The 14,173-nt window shown below is 74.3% G+C and carries 14 protein-coding genes; 5 read left to right on the top strand and 9 right to left on the bottom strand.

Going from position 1 to position 14,173, the window contains the following annotated elements:
- Positions 1–4: 4 nt before the first annotated feature.
- Complete coding sequence (locus MF672_RS34570; RefSeq protein WP_242380209.1) at positions 5–1,030, bottom strand: methyltransferase; 1,026 nt, start codon at positions 1,028–1,030, stop codon at positions 5–7.
- A gap of 42 nt (positions 1,031–1,072) precedes the next feature.
- On the opposite strand from MF672_RS34570, the gene MF672_RS34565 reads away from it, so the two are divergent.
- A complete protein-coding gene (locus tag MF672_RS34565; RefSeq protein WP_242380210.1) occupies positions 1,073–1,735 on the top strand; it encodes a CGNR zinc finger domain-containing protein in 663 nt (220 codons plus the stop codon).
- 45 nt (positions 1,736–1,780) lie between these two features.
- On the opposite strand, the gene MF672_RS34560 is transcribed toward MF672_RS34565, so the two are convergent.
- Positions 1,781–2,674, bottom strand: coding sequence for a TIGR03619 family F420-dependent LLM class oxidoreductase (locus MF672_RS34560; RefSeq protein ID WP_242380211.1), 894 nt, complete (start codon positions 2,672–2,674; stop codon positions 1,781–1,783).
- A 111-nt stretch (positions 2,675–2,785) separates the two neighbouring features.
- Here MF672_RS34560 and MF672_RS34555 point away from each other — a divergent pair, with 111 nt between their 5' ends.
- Positions 2,786–3,640, top strand: a complete 855-nt coding sequence (locus MF672_RS34555) for a phosphotransferase (protein ID WP_242380212.1) — start codon at positions 2,786–2,788, stop codon at positions 3,638–3,640.
- A gap of 58 nt (positions 3,641–3,698) precedes the next feature.
- Positions 3,699–3,959, top strand: a complete 261-nt coding sequence (locus MF672_RS34550) for a TFIIB-type zinc ribbon-containing protein (protein ID WP_242380213.1) — start codon at positions 3,699–3,701, stop codon at positions 3,957–3,959.
- 66 nt (positions 3,960–4,025) lie between these two features.
- On the opposite strand, the gene MF672_RS34545 is transcribed toward MF672_RS34550, so the two are convergent.
- Together MF672_RS34545 and MF672_RS34540 are read right to left on the bottom strand one after the other, a co-directional pair.
- A complete protein-coding gene (locus MF672_RS34545) occupies positions 4,026–4,982 on the bottom strand; it encodes a hypothetical protein (RefSeq protein ID WP_242380214.1) in 957 nt (318 codons plus the stop codon).
- A gap of 68 nt (positions 4,983–5,050) precedes the next feature.
- Positions 5,051–6,649, bottom strand: a complete 1,599-nt coding sequence (locus MF672_RS34540) for an ABC-F family ATP-binding cassette domain-containing protein (protein WP_242380215.1) — start codon at positions 6,647–6,649, stop codon at positions 5,051–5,053.
- A 327-nt stretch (positions 6,650–6,976) separates the two neighbouring features.
- Here MF672_RS34540 and MF672_RS34535 point away from each other — a divergent pair, with 327 nt between their 5' ends.
- Entirely contained in the window at positions 6,977–7,141 is a 165-nt protein-coding gene (locus tag MF672_RS34535; protein ID WP_242380216.1) for a hypothetical protein, read from the top strand.
- 50 nt (positions 7,142–7,191) lie between these two features.
- Positions 7,192–8,949: an AMP-dependent synthetase/ligase gene (locus MF672_RS34530; protein WP_242380217.1), complete on the top strand. Its 1,758-nt coding sequence runs from the start codon at positions 7,192–7,194 to the stop codon at positions 8,947–8,949.
- 4 nt (positions 8,950–8,953) lie between these two features.
- Here the strand turns inward: MF672_RS34530 and MF672_RS34525 are convergent, their stop codons facing one another.
- The 5 genes from MF672_RS34525 to meaB form a co-directional block, all read right to left on the bottom strand.
- Positions 8,954–10,042, bottom strand: a complete 1,089-nt coding sequence (locus MF672_RS34525; protein ID WP_242380218.1) for an acyltransferase family protein — start codon at positions 10,040–10,042, stop codon at positions 8,954–8,956.
- Complete coding sequence (locus MF672_RS34520) at positions 10,039–10,659, bottom strand: TetR/AcrR family transcriptional regulator (RefSeq protein WP_242380219.1); 621 nt, start codon at positions 10,657–10,659, stop codon at positions 10,039–10,041. Before MF672_RS34520 ends, MF672_RS34525 begins: the two co-directional genes overlap by 4 nt.
- 49 nt (positions 10,660–10,708) lie before the next feature.
- On the bottom strand, positions 10,709–12,580 hold the full coding sequence (locus tag MF672_RS34515) for a CehA/McbA family metallohydrolase (protein ID WP_247815564.1): 1,872 nt from the start codon (positions 12,578–12,580) through the stop codon (positions 10,709–10,711).
- Positions 12,466–13,008, bottom strand: a complete 543-nt coding sequence (locus MF672_RS34510; protein ID WP_247815563.1) for a hypothetical protein — start codon at positions 13,006–13,008, stop codon at positions 12,466–12,468. Before MF672_RS34510 ends, MF672_RS34515 begins: the two co-directional genes overlap by 115 nt.
- 108 nt (positions 13,009–13,116) lie before the next feature.
- Entirely contained in the window at positions 13,117–14,115 is a 999-nt protein-coding gene (gene meaB / locus MF672_RS34505) for a methylmalonyl Co-A mutase-associated GTPase MeaB (RefSeq protein ID WP_242384093.1), read from the bottom strand.
- Between the last annotated feature and the right edge of the window lie 58 nt (positions 14,116–14,173).

Genomic DNA, 14,173 nt, shown 5'->3' with positions numbered 1-14,173 from the left:
CGGGTCAGGCCGGGCGGGCGACCACCAGGTGCCGGCCGTGCGGCAGCGGGCGGGTCCGGACGACGGCGAGCCCGGCGCCGGCCAGCAGCTCCCCCAGCTCCCCGATCGTGCGTTCCTGCCCGCCGGCGAAGAGCGTGAGCATCATGACGTCCAGCGCCGCGCTCGCGGTCGTCGAGCGGACCGGGTCGTCCTCCAGGACGCCGTCCACGATCCACAGCAGGCCGCCGGGCGCCATCGCGTCCGCGACCCGGGCCAGCAGCGCCGCCACCCGCGCGTCGTCGTAGTTGTGCAGCACGTTGCTGAGCACGTACAGCCCGGCCTGCGGCAGCGGGTCGGTGAACATGTCGCCGGCCACCACCTCTATCCCCGTCTCCTGGCCGAGCGTCTCGAGCGCCTGGGCGGCCACCTCGGGCAGCTCGAACAGGGTGGCCCGCAGGCCCGGGTGCGCGGCGGCGAGGGTGGTCAGCAGCGCGCCGGTGCCGCCGCCGATGTCGGCGACGCGGCCCGGCGGCAGCGGCTCCTCGGTGAGGGCGCGGGCGACCGTGACGGTGACGCCCCGCATGAGCCGCTGGAACAGCCGGGCGGCCGCGGGCCGGGCCTGGAGGTAGGCGTACGGCGAGGCGTGGCCGAGCGAGCCGAGCGCGGCCGCCTCCCCGGTCGCGATCGTGCGGTGCAGCAGGTGGGCCGACTCGCGCCACAGCTCCTCGCCCCAGATCAGCGTCTGCGGCGCCAGGGAGTCGGGGCGGCCGGTGGTCAGCAGCGCGCCCTCCTCGGTGAGCGAGTAGCGGCCCGACTCGTCGCGCTCGACCAGCCGCAGGTGGTGCAGGGCGCGTAACAGGCGGGCCAGCAGCCGCTCGTCGGGCCGGCCGTGCTCGGTCGCGGCGGCCACGCCGTCGGCCAGCCCGGACACCGTGCGCGGCCCGGCGGCCAGCAGGTCGGGCACCGACAGGCGGACCGCGGCCTGGAGCACCGAGTACATCGTGAACGCGTCCAGCACGTCCTGCACGCGCGGCGCCCGCTCGTCGGTCATGACGGTCCTCTCCCATGCTCACTGTCTATGTACGCTGTGGCGGTGACACTAGATCCCTGGCGCATCACCGGGCAACAGGAGATAGACAGCTACGTCGGCCGCTGGGTCGACCGGGCGGTGCTGCTGGTGAACCGCCTGGCCGTCACCGCCGCTCATGGCCGGGAGGTCACCCCGCCGCGCACCGGCCGCGAGCGGCTGGCCGCGCTGGCCGGCCTGCTCCCGGAGGGCGTCACGGCGAGCGAGGCCGACGCGGCCGGGCTGGCGGAGGTCGCCGCCGACCTGCGCCCGGTGTTCGGCACAGCATCCGGCACAGCGCCCGGCCCAGCGTCCGGCCCGACGTCCGGCCCGACGTCCGGGACGGCGTCCGGTGATGGCGTCGGCATCCGGGCCGCCTCGGCGCGGCTCAACGACCTGCTGGTGCGCCACGGGGCGGTGCCCCACCTGCACGACGGCGCGGAGCGTTCGCCGGTGCTCGCCTTCCACCGGCCCGGCGCGACGCTCCTCGACGCCTGGGCGGCCGACATGGGCACGGCGCTCGCCATGGTCATCGGCGTCGGCCAGGCCGCCCGGCTCGGCGCCTGCCAGGCCGGGCGGTGCTCCCTGGTGTTCTTCGACTCCACCCGCAACGCCTCGCGCCGCTTCTGCGACCTGTCGTGCCAGAACCGCGCCAAGGCCAGCGCCTACCGGGCCCGGCAGCGCTCCTGAAGGGGGCGGCGCTCCTGGACGGGCGGCGCTGGACCGGCCGGGCCCTCAGCGCCGCGGGGCCAGCGCCTCCAGGGCCTCCTCGGCGCGGCGCATGGCCTCGCCCGGGTCCAGGGTGACGAACTCGCGGTCGAAGTTGAGGTCGTGGAAGACGTCGGTGACCCCGGCCGCGGCCAGCGACTCCAGGTCCGCCCTGATCTTGTCGTACGGGCCGGTCAGCGGCCGCTCGCCGGGCTTGTCGCGCACCTGCGTGACGCCCCTGCAGACGAACCGGAACCCGCTCGCCTCCCGCCCCGACGCGGCCAGCTCCGCCTTGATCAGCTCCACCCGCCCGGCGATCGCCGTCAGGTCCTCCCTGCTGGAGCTGACCCAGCCGTCGGCCAGCCGGGCCGCCCTGCGCAGCGCGACCTCGGCGGTGCCGCCGAGCAGGATCGGCGGCGGCCCCGGCACCGGCTTGGGGTCCACGTGCGCGGCCGGGACGCGGTAGAAGCGGCCCGCGTGCTCCACCGGGTCGTCGCGCCACGCCTTGCGCAACACCTCGACGAACTCCTCGCCGCGCCGCCCGCGCCGCTCGAAGGCGGTGCCGGCCGCCTCGAACTCCTCCGGCAGCCAGCCGAGCCCGATGCCCGCCGTGAGCCGGCCGCCGGAGAGCGTCTGCAACGTGGCGAGCTGCTTGGCCAGCACCACCGGCTGCACGTACGCGTTGATCACCGCGACGCAGAGCCCGACGCGGTGCGTCACGGCCGACAGGTGGGCCAGCGTCACCACGGGGTCGTGCACGCTGCGGTAGGTCGGCCCCATCTCGTGCCCCACGGGGTAGAGCAGGCGCTGGAACGTCCAGAGGTCGTGGTAGCCGAGCTGCTCGGCCCGGGTGGCGACGCGGCGCATGTTCTCGGGCGTGGCCCAGGGGCCGGACTGGGGGACGGCGAAACCGATTCTCATCCCCCCAGTCTGGCCCACGCCCGCTCCCGCCCCGGCCGCGGCCGCCTCGGAGCCCGGCGAACCGGGCGGTCTCCGGGACGGGGTCCCATTTCCGCACAATAGGCTGTACGCGTGGGTCTTGAGGAGGAGCTGGCGGGGATAGCGGCCGCCTACGGCGGCACGGGCGCGCCCGTGTTGCATCCGACGCGCACCGACGTCGTGGTGCTGCGCAGGGGCGAGGTGGTGGTCAAGGCCCACTCGGCCCGCGACGACGCGGGCGAGCTGCGGGTCCGGTTACGCGCCGCCGCCTCTCCCGCGGTGAGCGCCGTCATGCTGGCCCCGCTCGACCCCGAGGTGCTGACGGTCGGGGGCCGCGCGGTCACGGTCTGGCCCGCCGGGCGGCCGGTCCGGCAGGACGACCTCGACGACGCGCCCTGGGAGGAGGGGGCGCGGCTGCTGGCCGCGCTGCACGCCGTCCCGCTCACGCTGCTGCCCGCCCTGCCGGCCGCCGGGGGCCCGGCGCGGGCCGCCCGCGCGGTCGAGCGGATGGGCGGCGACGGGCCGGTGGAGGCGCTGATCCGGCGGGCGTTCAAGGGGCTGCCCGCGCCGGTGCCGGCGCCCGCGCTGCTCACGCACGGCGACTGGCACCTGGGGCAGCTCGTGCGCCGCGACCGGTGGCTGCTGATCGACGTGGACGACCTGGGCGTCGGCGACCCGGCGTGGGACCTCGCCCGCCCGGCCGCCTGGTACGCCGCCGGGCTGCTGGAGCCGGCCGTGTGGGAGCGGTTCCTGGGGGCCTACCTGGGGGCGGGCGGGCCGGCGCTGGGCAGCGGCGCCGACCCGTGGTCGCGGCTGGACGTCCCGGCGCGGGCGCTCACCGTCCAGCTGGCCGCCGTGGCCGTGGTCAACGCCGAGCGGGAGGGCCGGGAACTCGACGAGGTCGAACATTCGTTGGTCGAGTCGTGCAACCGAATCGTCAGAGCGTAGGCGGGGTTGCGCGCGGTAGGTTTCACCCTGAGACCTGAAGCCAAGGAGAGCGACTTACATGCAGTGCCCCAAGTGCCGCGGGAACATGCGGACCTACGAGCGCAACGGCGTCCACATCGAGCAGTGCGACAACTGCCGCGGGATCTTCCTCGACTACGGCGAGCTGGAGACGCTGACCCGGATGGAGTCGCAGTACCACGCGGCTCCCCCGCCCCCGCCCGCCCCCGGGCCGGCCTGGGGCGCCCCCTCGCACGGCGGCTACCACCACGGCGGCCACCACCGCCAGCGCAGCTGGGTGGGCATGCTGTTCTCCACCTGATTCCGGCCGCCGAGGGCCGCGCCCCGGGCGCGGCCCTCGGACTCCGCCGTCCGCGCGGGGCGGCGCTCAGGACGGGAAGCTGTCGGGGTCCACGTCGGAGGTGCGGGCGTTGCCGCCGGAGATGGCGTGCAGCGTGACGCGCCAGTCGTGCCAGCGGATCTGGGTCGCCGTGACGGTCGTCTTGAACGTCACCGACTTCTGGAACCGCTCGAAGCTGCACTCGCGGGTGAACGCCTTGCTCTTGCCGTCCCAGTCCACCCCGTGCGTGAAGTAGATCTTGTACGTGCCGTCGCGCACGCCCTTCACCTTGTACGTGGCCTTGCGGCGGACGTACACGCTGAACGCCTTGCTGCCGCCGCGCATCACGGTCACCACCGCGTCCCGGGTGGCGCCGTTGTCGATCTCCAGGGAGCTGCGGCCGCCGAGCGAGCCCTTGCGGACGAACGAGCCGTTGCCGAGCCGCCGGGTCTGCTTGCGCCCGGCCTTCACGTCCACCACGTCGGCCGGGTAGTCGCCGGCGCGCTGCAGGTTCTCGCCCGCCTCGTCCAGCGCCTTCAGCTTGTCGTTCAGGTCGGTCAGGACGGCCGAGGAGCTGCACAGGTCGCGCGCGCCCACCTTGCCGCCGGTGCTGCCGAGCGCGGCGGCGAAGTCCTGGAGGCTGGTGACGTACTGCTGGTGCTGGGCCCGCACGGCGTCGGGCGGGGCGAGGGCGGCCAGCTCCTCGGCCGCCCCGCTCAGCGTCTCCTCGGCCTTGCTCACCCGCTGGCCCAGCGTCTTGACCCCGCGCGCGCCGGCGAGGGCGTCGATCGCGTCGGCCATGGGCTTGCGCCTGCCGTCGAGCTCGGCCTTGTACGCCTCGGGCGTGAGCGCGCTCGGCGGGGCCGAGGCCGTGCCGCTGCCGCCGACGCCGCCTTTGCCGCCGGCGACGCCGGAGACGGTCGAGGAGCCGCCCTCAGGGGTCGGCGCGGCGGAGGAGCAGGCGCTGAGGGTGAGGGTCGCGAGAGCGAGAACGCAGGGGATCAACCGGGGTGAAGCCACCTGCCACACTATCGCCCGGTTGCTCCCCGCCCGTCAATTGACGGCCCGCCAGGTCACATCTCCGTCAGCCCCCTCTCCCTGTCCTGCCGCAGCCACCTGGTGATGCCGAGCGTCTCCAGGAACGGCAGGTCGTGACCGGCCACGATCAGCGCCCCCCGGTAGGCCGCGAGCGCTTCCGACAGGCGGCGGACGCTGGCCAGGTCGAGGTTGTTGGTGGGCTCGTCGAGCAGCAGGAGCTGCGGCGGCGGCTCGGCCGACAGCAGCGCGGCCAGCGTGGCGCGGAACCGCTCGCCGCCCGACAGCGTGCCGACCGCCTGGACCGCCCGCTCGCCCCGGAACAGGAAGCGCGCCAGCCGGGCCCGCACCACGTTGACCGGCGCCGCGGGCGCGAGCGCCCGGACGTTGTCCACGATGCTGAGCGCGTCGTCCAGCAGGTCGAGCCGCTGCGGCAGGTAGCCGACCGGGACGTGGGCGCCCTCGGCGGCGATCCGCTTGAGCAGGGTCGTCTTGCCCGAGCCGTTCGGCCCGAGCAGCGCGATCCGCTCGGGGCCGCGGATCTCCAGCATCCTCAGCGGCGGCCGGCCGCCCTCCTCCGGCTCGCGCGGGGCCGGGGGCTGGCCGAGCGGCAGCGTGAGCACCGTGCGGCCGGCCGGCACCTCGGTGCCGGGCAGCTCGATCCGGATCTCCGCCTCGTCCCGTACCGCCTGCTCGGCCTCGGTGAGCCGGTCGCGCGCCTGCTCCAGCTTCTCCAGGTGCAGCGCGCGCTGCTTGCCCGCGGTCACCTGGGCCTTGCGCTTGAGGGCGCCCGCCGCGATCTTCGGCACCTTGTTGTTGGCGACGGCCTTCTTGCCGATGCGCACGCTCCGGTCGGCCCGCGCCCTGGAGCCGACCAGGTCGCGGTGCTGGCGCCGCACCTCGCCCTCGGCGTTGCGCACGGTGCGCAGCGCGGCCTCCTGCTCGGCGGCGACCTGCTCCTCGTAGGCCGTCAGGTTGCCCCCGTACAGGCGCACGACGCCGTCGCGCAGCTCGGCGACCTGGTCGACGAGCTCCAGCAGCGCCCGGTCGTGGCTGACCACGACGAGCACCCCCGGCCAGGCCGACACGGCGGCGTAGAGCCGCTCGCGCGCGTCGAGGTCGAGGTTGTTGGTGGGCTCGTCGAGCAGCAGCACGCCGGGCCGCTTGAGGAGCTGGGCGGCGAGGGCGACCATGACGGTCTCGCCGCCGGACAGCGTGCCGACGGTGCGGTCCAGCCCGACGTGGCCGAGGCCGAGCCGGTCCAGCTCGGCGCGGGCGCGCTCCTCGACGTCCCAGTCGTCGGCGATGGCGGCGAAGTGCTCCTCGGCGGTGTCGCCGCGCTCGACGGCGTGCAGCGCGGCCCGCTTCCCGCTGATCTCCAGCAGGTCGGAGACGGTGCGGGCGGCGGCGAGCGGCACGTTCTGGGGCAGGTACCCCACGTCGCCGGCGACGGTGACCGTGCCGGAGTGCGGCGTCAGCTCCCGGGCGATGATCTTCAGCAGGGTGGACTTGCCCGACCCGTTGACCCCGATGAGGCCGGTGCGGCCCGCCGGGAAGGCGGCGTCGAGCCCGTCGAGCACCCGGGTGCCGTCCGGCCAGGAGAAGCTGACGCGGTCGGCGACGATGAAATAAGACATGAGGCGGCTCCCCATCACAAAAGTCGACATTTCGTGACGTGGCGGGAATCACCGCGAACGCGCGCGACACGTGGAGGCGCGGGCCGGAGCCCACGGCAGAGGGGCGAGGAGATCGCCGGAGGTCGCTGAAGTCCAGGTGTGCGCACGGCAAGCCCGTGGAAGGGCGGAACGGCGCGGTGCCCGCGGCCTCAGATCCTCACGTCGGCTGCCCCCGTGGGTCGGCGATAAGACCTCCTCAGGTTAGGCGATCACCGGCTCGTCCGGCAACCCGATTCGGCCAGCCTGTAAGTGTTGTACTGCACAAGGTCCTTACAGCAGGTTGGAATCATGCACCCGAGACACCTGCACGACCCCCTGGCCCTGACCATCGTCTCCTCCCACCGCACCTCGGAAGGGCTCATCTCCTACCTGCGCTGCGCCTGCGGCGCATGGGAGGTGCGCACCCCGGGAACGGTCACCACCGTCCAGCCCCGCCGCCGGGCCGTCGACTGAGCGCGGCGCCCGTCCTAGAGTCGGCACAACACCGTCCCAGGAGGTCAGGCATGTCGAGCATTCCCGCCTTGTTACGCGACCGGATCACGGCCACCCCCGACGCGGAGGCCTACCGCGTGCCCGCCGGCGACGGCTGGCGGTCGCTGACCTGGCGGGAGGTGGGCGAGCGGGTCCGCGAGCTGGCCCTCGGCCTCGCGGCGCTGGGGGCCGGGCCGGGCAGCCGGGTGTCGATCCTGTGCTCCACGCGGCTGGAGTGGATCCTCACCGACCTCGCCGTGCTGGCCACCGGCGCGGCCACGACCACCATCTACCCGTCCAACACGGCGGCCGAGGCGGCCTTCGTCATCACCGACTCCGGCAGCACGATCGTCGTGGCCGAGGACGACGACCAGGTGGCCAAGCTGCGCTCGGTCCAGAAGGAGCTGCCGGACGTCACGCAGGTGATCGTGGTGGACGGCTCACCCAGCGACGACGGCTGGGTGATGCGGCTCGACGCGGTGACGGCCGCCGAGGGCGACTACGACGCCATGGTCGACGCCATCGGCCAGGACGACCTGGCCACCCTCATCTACACCTCCGGCACCACGGGCCGCCCCAAGGGCGTGGAGCTGACCCACGACAACTGGCTGTACGCCGCCGGCGCGGTGCGCCGCATCGACCTCCTCTCCCCCGCCGACCTGCACTTCCTGTGGCTGCCGCTGTCGCACTCGTTCGGCAAGCTGCTGGAGGTCGTGATGATCGACATCGGCGTGGCGACGGCGATCGACGGCCGGCTCGACAGGATCGCCGAGAACCTGGGCGCGGTGCGGCCCACCATCATGGCCGCCGCGCCGCGCATCTTCGAGAAGATCCACAACACCGTGGTCGCCACCGTGCGGCGCGAGGGCGGCGTCAAGGCGCGGATCTTCTCCTGGGCGCGGGCGACCGGCATCAGGGTGAGCCGGGCCCGGCAGCGCGGCGTCCGCCTGCCGGCCACCACCCGGGCCGAGTACGCCCTGGCCGACCGCCTGGTCTTCGCCAAGCTCAGGGAGCGCTTCGGCGGTCGCGTGCGGTACTTCATCTCGGGCGCGGCCCCGCTCAACACCGAGATCGCCGAGTTCTTCGACGCGGCCGGCCTGACGATCCTCGAGGGCTACGGGCTGACCGAGTCGTCGGCGGGCAGCTTCCTCAACCGTCCCGGGTCGGTGCGCTTCGGCACGGTCGGCCCGCCGCTGCCCGGCACCGAGGTGCGCATCGCGGACGACGGCGAGATCCTCATCGGCGGACGCGGCGTCATGCGCGGCTACCACGGCCTGCCCGAGGAGACGGCGGCGGCGCTGGAGGACGGCTGGCTGCACACCGGCGACATCGGCGAGCTGGACGAGGCCGGCCGGCTGCGCATCACCGACCGCAAGAAGGAGCTGATCAAGACCTCCGGCGGCAAGTACGTCGCGCCGACCTACCTGGAGGGCCGGATCAAGGCGGCCTGCCCGTACGTGTCGCACGTGTTCGTGCACGGCGACCGGCGCAACTTCGTCACCGCCCTGGTGACGCTCGACATGGAGGTGGCCGGGCCGTGGGCGCAGGCCGAGTCGCTGCCCGCCGACCCCCACGCGCTGCGCGGCCATCCGCGCATGCGCGAGGAGATCCAGAAGGCGATCGACCAGGTCAACGCCGACGAGGCCAGCTACGCGACGGTCAAGAAGTTCGCGATCCTGGCCGAGGACTTCGCCGTGGAGACGGGCGAGCTGACGGCCAGCCTCAAGATCCGCCGCAAGGTCGTCGAGGAGCGCCACGGCGGCACCCTCGACTCCTTCTACGACGGCTGAGCGCTCACAGCACCCGCCCGGCGCCCGGCAGCCGCCGGACGAGGGCGGCCAGCCCCCAGCACAGGGGCAGCGCGAGCACCAGCATGACCGCGAACTTGACCGCGGCGGGCGCGGCCAGCCCGCGCAGCGCCCAGCCGAGGGCGACGAGCACGAGCGGGTGGGTGATGTAGACGGTGTAGGCGTTGCGGGACAGGAACCGGCCGCGCGGCCCCTGCCGGTTCCACCGCTCCCTGAACCACACCGTGAGCCCGATGATCACGCTGACGGAGAAGACGGCGTGCCACAGGCTGAGCGCCGGCTGGGCGAGCGGCCCGCCGCCGGTCACCAGCGGCAGCAGCGCGAGCGTGGCGACCCCGGCCGCGGTGAACGCGACCGGGATCGCCCGCCTCGGCAGCGTCTCGAACCAGCCGCGCCGCCAGGCGACGCAGCCGAGCACGAACATGGCCGCGTACTGCGGCAGGAAGTCGGGCGTCGGCAGGCCGAGCACCGGCACGTACGTGCCGGTCGGCACCGCGATCCGCCACAGGGACCAGACGACGGCCAGCCCCAGCGTGAACAGCGCGACCTGCCAGAGGCGCAGCGGGGCCGGGCGGGCGGCGAGCGGCGCCCGCAGCGCCCGCCATCCCGCGTACGCCAGCGCGAGGACGATCAGCACCTCGACGAACCACATCGGCCCCGGGTCCCAGGTGGCGAGGTAGAACCGCCAGTACGGCACGTCGCGGTGCTCGGCGTAGATGCCGAGCTCGACCAGCGGGCGCAGCAGCAGGAGGTAGGCCAGCAGGGGGATGCCGAGCCGGATCAGCCGGTCGCGCAGGAACGGGCCCGCGCCCTTGCGGTCGTAGGAGCCTGGGGTGAAGAAGCCCGAGATGAGGAAGAAGAACCCCATGAAGAACGCCTGGTTGACGGTGATGAGGATGTCGAGCCCGACGGCGGAGGGGTCCTTGGCCGGCTCGTTGTAGTACCAGAGCGGGATGTGGGAGTAGGTGACGGCGGCGTGGTGGGCGACGACCAGCGCGGTGAGCACGACGCGCAGGTTGTCGATCGCGGCGATGCGGGTGGTGACGACGGGGAGGCCGGCGGCCTCTGTCTTCATGTGACACACGCCCTTTCGAGAAGGTCGGCCAGGTGGCGCGCGTGCGCCTCCAGGTCGTGGTCGGGGTTGGCGGCCCAGTAGCCGAACATCGCGTCCACCGAGGCGGAGTGCGTGACGGCCATGACCCGGACGTCGAACTCGCGGAACTCGCCGGTGGACTGGCCGAAGCGGTAGATCTGCTCCAGCGCGCGGTAGATCTCCTCGTTGCTCTTGATGCCGTAGTGGAGGCCGCCGTCGGCGTCGCGCAGGTTGCCGAAGATCTCGCCGAGCGCCTTGAGCTCGCTGCGATGGCCGCGCATGTAGCCGGCGACGGACATGACCTGGGTCCGCAGGAGCTGCCTGGCCGACTCGACGCCCTGCATGTCGGCGACGACGCGCTCGACGATGGCGCCGTAGGTGCGCTCCACCACCTCGACCATCAGCTCGTCCTTGCCGGCGAAGTGGTAGGAGATCAGGCCCTTGCTGATGCCGGCCCGCTTGGCGATGCGGGCCAGCGAGGCCTGCGCGAAGCCGACCTCGGCGATCACCTCGACGGCGGCGGCCACGATCTGGGCGCGACGGGCGTCCTCGATGAACGATCGCGACTTCTGGCCGTCGGGCCCAATTTCTGACCGCATGGCCAAAATCTAGCACACTCGGCCAGGAGGTGCGCGCGGGCGAGGCCACTCAGCAGGACAGCCGGGCCCGGTAGACGCCCCGCGCCTGCTCCAGCAGCGAGACGTGGTCGCCGAACTGGTACGGCCCGGCCAGCCGGGCGTGCTGCCTGATCAGCCGTTCCAGCAGGTCCAGCCAGTCCAGGCACCAGCGCACGTCCTCGGGCCTGGCCACCCGGCGGCCGTCCACCTCGACGTGGACGGGGCTGGTCAGGGCGTAGCCGGTGGTGGTGAGGGTGCGCGGGTGCGGGTCGCACAACACCTCGGCCAGCACGTACGTCGGCCCGTCCACGCGCAGCTCGGCCGTCACGGTCAGCGTGTCGCCGGCCCCGGCCCGCCCGCCGCCGGACGGCAGCCGCTCGGCGCCCGCCCGCACCCCGTCCGCGGTGCGGATGCGCACGGCGGCGACCTCGGGGCCGACGGCGGTGGCGGTGACGCTGATCGTGTCCCCCCGGCGGGCGCGCACGACGCCGCCGGGGCCGAGGCCGTCCACGCTGAGCTCCAGCCACGGCCCCGTGGTCGCGAACGTGCGGCCCGCGCGCACCGCCGCCGCGAACGACCTGGCCGTCAGCTCGCCCTCGACCTGGGCGTAGACGCGGGCCCAGCCGGGCGGGTTCGACCGGCTGCCGGAGCGGGTGAAGGAGATGACCGCGTCCGTGCCGGCGGTCACCGCCAGCCGGTTGCCCGCGCCGACCAGCCTGCGGTAGACCGCGGCCGTGGCCGGGATCGAGGCGTGGGTGAGCACGTCCAGGCTGTCCACGAGGCCGAGCGCGGCGTCGGCGACCAGCTCGCGGGCCGCGCAGTCGCGCGGCACCGGCGACAGCACGCCGGCCGGCGGGCCGCCGTCGGTCACCGGGTCAGGGGCGGCGGCATGGAAGGGGTGGCTGTAGCCGACCAGCGCGCCGAGGCCGCGCAGCTCGCGCAGCCCGTCGGCGTTGGGCGGCCAGTCGTCGTCGCCGGCGAAGCCGGTGTGGAAGCGGCCGGGGGCGGCGCGCGGGGCGAAGGCGTAGAAGTGGCCGAGCAGGTCGTTGCGGTACTCGACGCCCATCCTGGCCACGTGCGTGCCGTCCGACCAGGGCAGGTCGCGGCCGGTCCAGCGGTCCAGGGCCTCGCGGTCGTAGACCCGGCGGCCCGCCACGTTGCCGGCCAGCAGGTTGAGCACGTGCAGGTCCTCGCCGTGCTGCGCGGCGGCGGCGTCGGCGGGCACGCCCACCAGGTCGCCGGCCCGGTTGAGGTGGGCGTGCAGGTCGCCGCCGTACCAGCCGCGGACGGCGGCGTCGTACAGGCGGCGCGGGGTCAGCTCGACCAGGTGCTCGCCGCCGGGGACGGGGGTGAGCGCGAGGGCGGCCTCGCCGTACTCCATGCCGCGCGTCACGGTGACGGTCAGCGGGTGCGCGGGGACGTCGACCACCAGGTCGTCGCCGTGGAAGTACGGGCGGCCGTGGAAGTCGTGGCGGTGCGGGACGTCGGGCGGGAACCAGCCGGCGCCGTCCTCGCCGGTCACGCTCCACCGGCACGGCATGCCCGCCACCAGCCGCAGCCGGGCCGCCTCGGTGGGGCGCAGGAGCGCGTCCAGGCGGACGCGGGCGCCGTCCACGACGACGATGCTGTCGTGGTCCACCTCGACCAGCCAGGCGCCGTACGGGCCGAGCACGCGCTCGGTGTCGTCGACGGCGACCCGGCAGTCCGCGTCACGGCCGGAGTCGATGAGCAGCGACATCCGCTCCTCGCCGCGGCCGGGCAGCGGCGCGGCCGGGGCGAGGAGACCGGTCAGCTCCCGCAGCGCGGCCGTCCCGGTGGCGGCGGGGGCGGGGGCGGCTGTCCCAGTGGGCGCGGGGGCGGCTGTCCCGGTGGGCGCGGGGGCGGCGCCGCCGGGCAGTGCCACCAGCGGACGCGGCCGGCGCGGCGGCCCGTCCGGGCCCGCCCGGCGCCGGCCGGGGCCACCCGCGGCGGCAGCAGGACCGTGCGGGGGGCGCCCTCCAGCAGGTGGCCGTCCGGCCCGAGGCGGAGGGCGACCAGGTGGCCGGGCAGCTCGCCGTCCAGGGTGTCGCGCAGCACCATGTCGTAGTCGGTCTCGGCGAGGCGGGCGCCGATCCGGTCGGTGGCCTCGCCCGGCCGCTCCGCGGCGACCGCGTCGAAGACCAGCCGCCAGAACCGGTCGGCCAGCTCGGGCGGCAGGACCCGGCTGCGGGCGAAGAACTTCACGCACGGGGTCTCCGGCTCGCCCCAGGTGATGCCGTGCTCGCCCAGCAGCCGGCCGTACTCCTCCAGCGCTCCCGCGACCTCTCGCGGCAGCAGCGGTTCCGCACTCATGGGCCTCCCCCACCTTCGACGCCGCGACATCGTGACATGGGTCACGGGGCCGCCGTAGCGGAAGATCGCGTACGGAGGCGGTTCTCCCACACCGAGAGGAAGAAGCCTTCACCCAGGGTTGACAGGGCCACCTTCGGCGGGGCGTGAACAGGGGCGCGTGAAAACCGAGAGCAGGCGATCAGCGGCGAGGGCCGGGGTCAGCGTCCCCGCCAGGATCTCGTGCTCCACCTCGTCCCTGATCGCGGCCACCCCGGGGTCGTCGCGCAGCTCGGCGAGCAGCCGCTCGCGGACCAGCGTCCAGGTCCAGCCCACCTGCTGCGCGCGGCGCTTCGCTCCCAGGTCGGCCGACTCCTGGTGCGCCACGACCTGCCGCCACAGCTTCTCCAGGCCCTCGCCGGTCTGGCCGCTGCAGGTCAGGACGGGCGGCGGCGTGCTGTCCGAGCGCAGCATGCGCAGCGCGCCGGCCAGCTCACGGGCCGCCTTCCTGGCCGGGAGCTGGTGCTCGCCGTCGGCCTTGTTGACCGCGATGACGTCGGCCAGCTCCAGCACGCCCTTCTTGATGCCCTGGAGCTGGTCGCCGGTGCGGGCCAGGGTGAGCAGCAGGAACGTGTCCACCATGTCGGCCACGGCGGTCTCCGACTGCCCGACGCCGACGGTCTCGACCAGCACCACGTCGTACCCGGCCGCCTCGACCACCACCATCGCCTCCCTGGTGGCCTTGGCGACGCCGCCCAGCGTGCCCGAGGTGGGCGAGGGGCGGATGAAGGCCGCCGGGTCGGCCGCCAGGCGGGCCATGCGGGTCTTGTCGCCGAGGATGCTGCCGCCCGTGCGGGTGGAGGAGGGATCGACGGCCAGGACGGCGACCTTGTGCCCCTGCCCGGTCAGCATCGTGCCGAGCGCGTCGATGAACGTGGACTTGCCCACGCCCGGCACGCCCGACACGCCGACGCGGCGCGCGTGCCCGGTGAGCGGGGTGAGCTCGACCAGCAGGCGCTGGGCCAGGGCCATGTGGTCGGGCCTGGTGGACTCCACCAGCGTGATCGCCCGCGCGATCCACGTGCGCGAGCCCGCGCGGACGCCGTCGGCGTAATCCTCCAGCGAGTGCACCCGGCCATCCTCTCTTTCTCTGTGTTGATCAGCCTAACTTCTGACAAATCTTGACTTT

Source organism: Actinomadura luzonensis, from assembly GCF_022664455.2.
GTDB lineage: Bacteria > Actinomycetota > Actinomycetes > Streptosporangiales > Streptosporangiaceae > Nonomuraea > Nonomuraea luzonensis.
Note: the sequence above shows the minus strand (reverse complement) of the source record. Positions and strands in the feature narration are given on the sequence as shown.

Coding starts and splice junctions, on each gene's coding strand:
- MF672_RS34535 (WP_242380216.1), top strand. CDS start 6,977: ATGCACCCGAGACACCTGCACGACCCCCTGGCCCTGACCATCGTCTCC.
- MF672_RS34510 (WP_247815563.1), bottom strand. CDS start 13,008: ATGAGTGCGGAACCGCTGCTGCCGCGAGAGGTCGCGGGAGCGCTGGAG.
- MF672_RS34570 (WP_242380209.1), bottom strand. CDS start 1,030: ATGACCGACGAGCGGGCGCCGCGCGTGCAGGACGTGCTGGACGCGTTC.
- MF672_RS34520 (WP_242380219.1), bottom strand. CDS start 10,659: ATGCGGTCAGAAATTGGGCCCGACGGCCAGAAGTCGCGATCGTTCATC.
- MF672_RS34530 (WP_242380217.1), top strand. CDS start 7,192: ATGTCGAGCATTCCCGCCTTGTTACGCGACCGGATCACGGCCACCCCC.
- MF672_RS34550 (WP_242380213.1), top strand. CDS start 3,699: ATGCAGTGCCCCAAGTGCCGCGGGAACATGCGGACCTACGAGCGCAAC.
- MF672_RS34525 (WP_242380218.1), bottom strand. CDS start 10,042: ATGAAGACAGAGGCCGCCGGCCTCCCCGTCGTCACCACCCGCATCGCC.
- MF672_RS34560 (WP_242380211.1), bottom strand. CDS start 2,674: ATGAGAATCGGTTTCGCCGTCCCCCAGTCCGGCCCCTGGGCCACGCCC.
- MF672_RS34540 (WP_242380215.1), bottom strand. CDS start 6,649: ATGTCTTATTTCATCGTCGCCGACCGCGTCAGCTTCTCCTGGCCGGAC.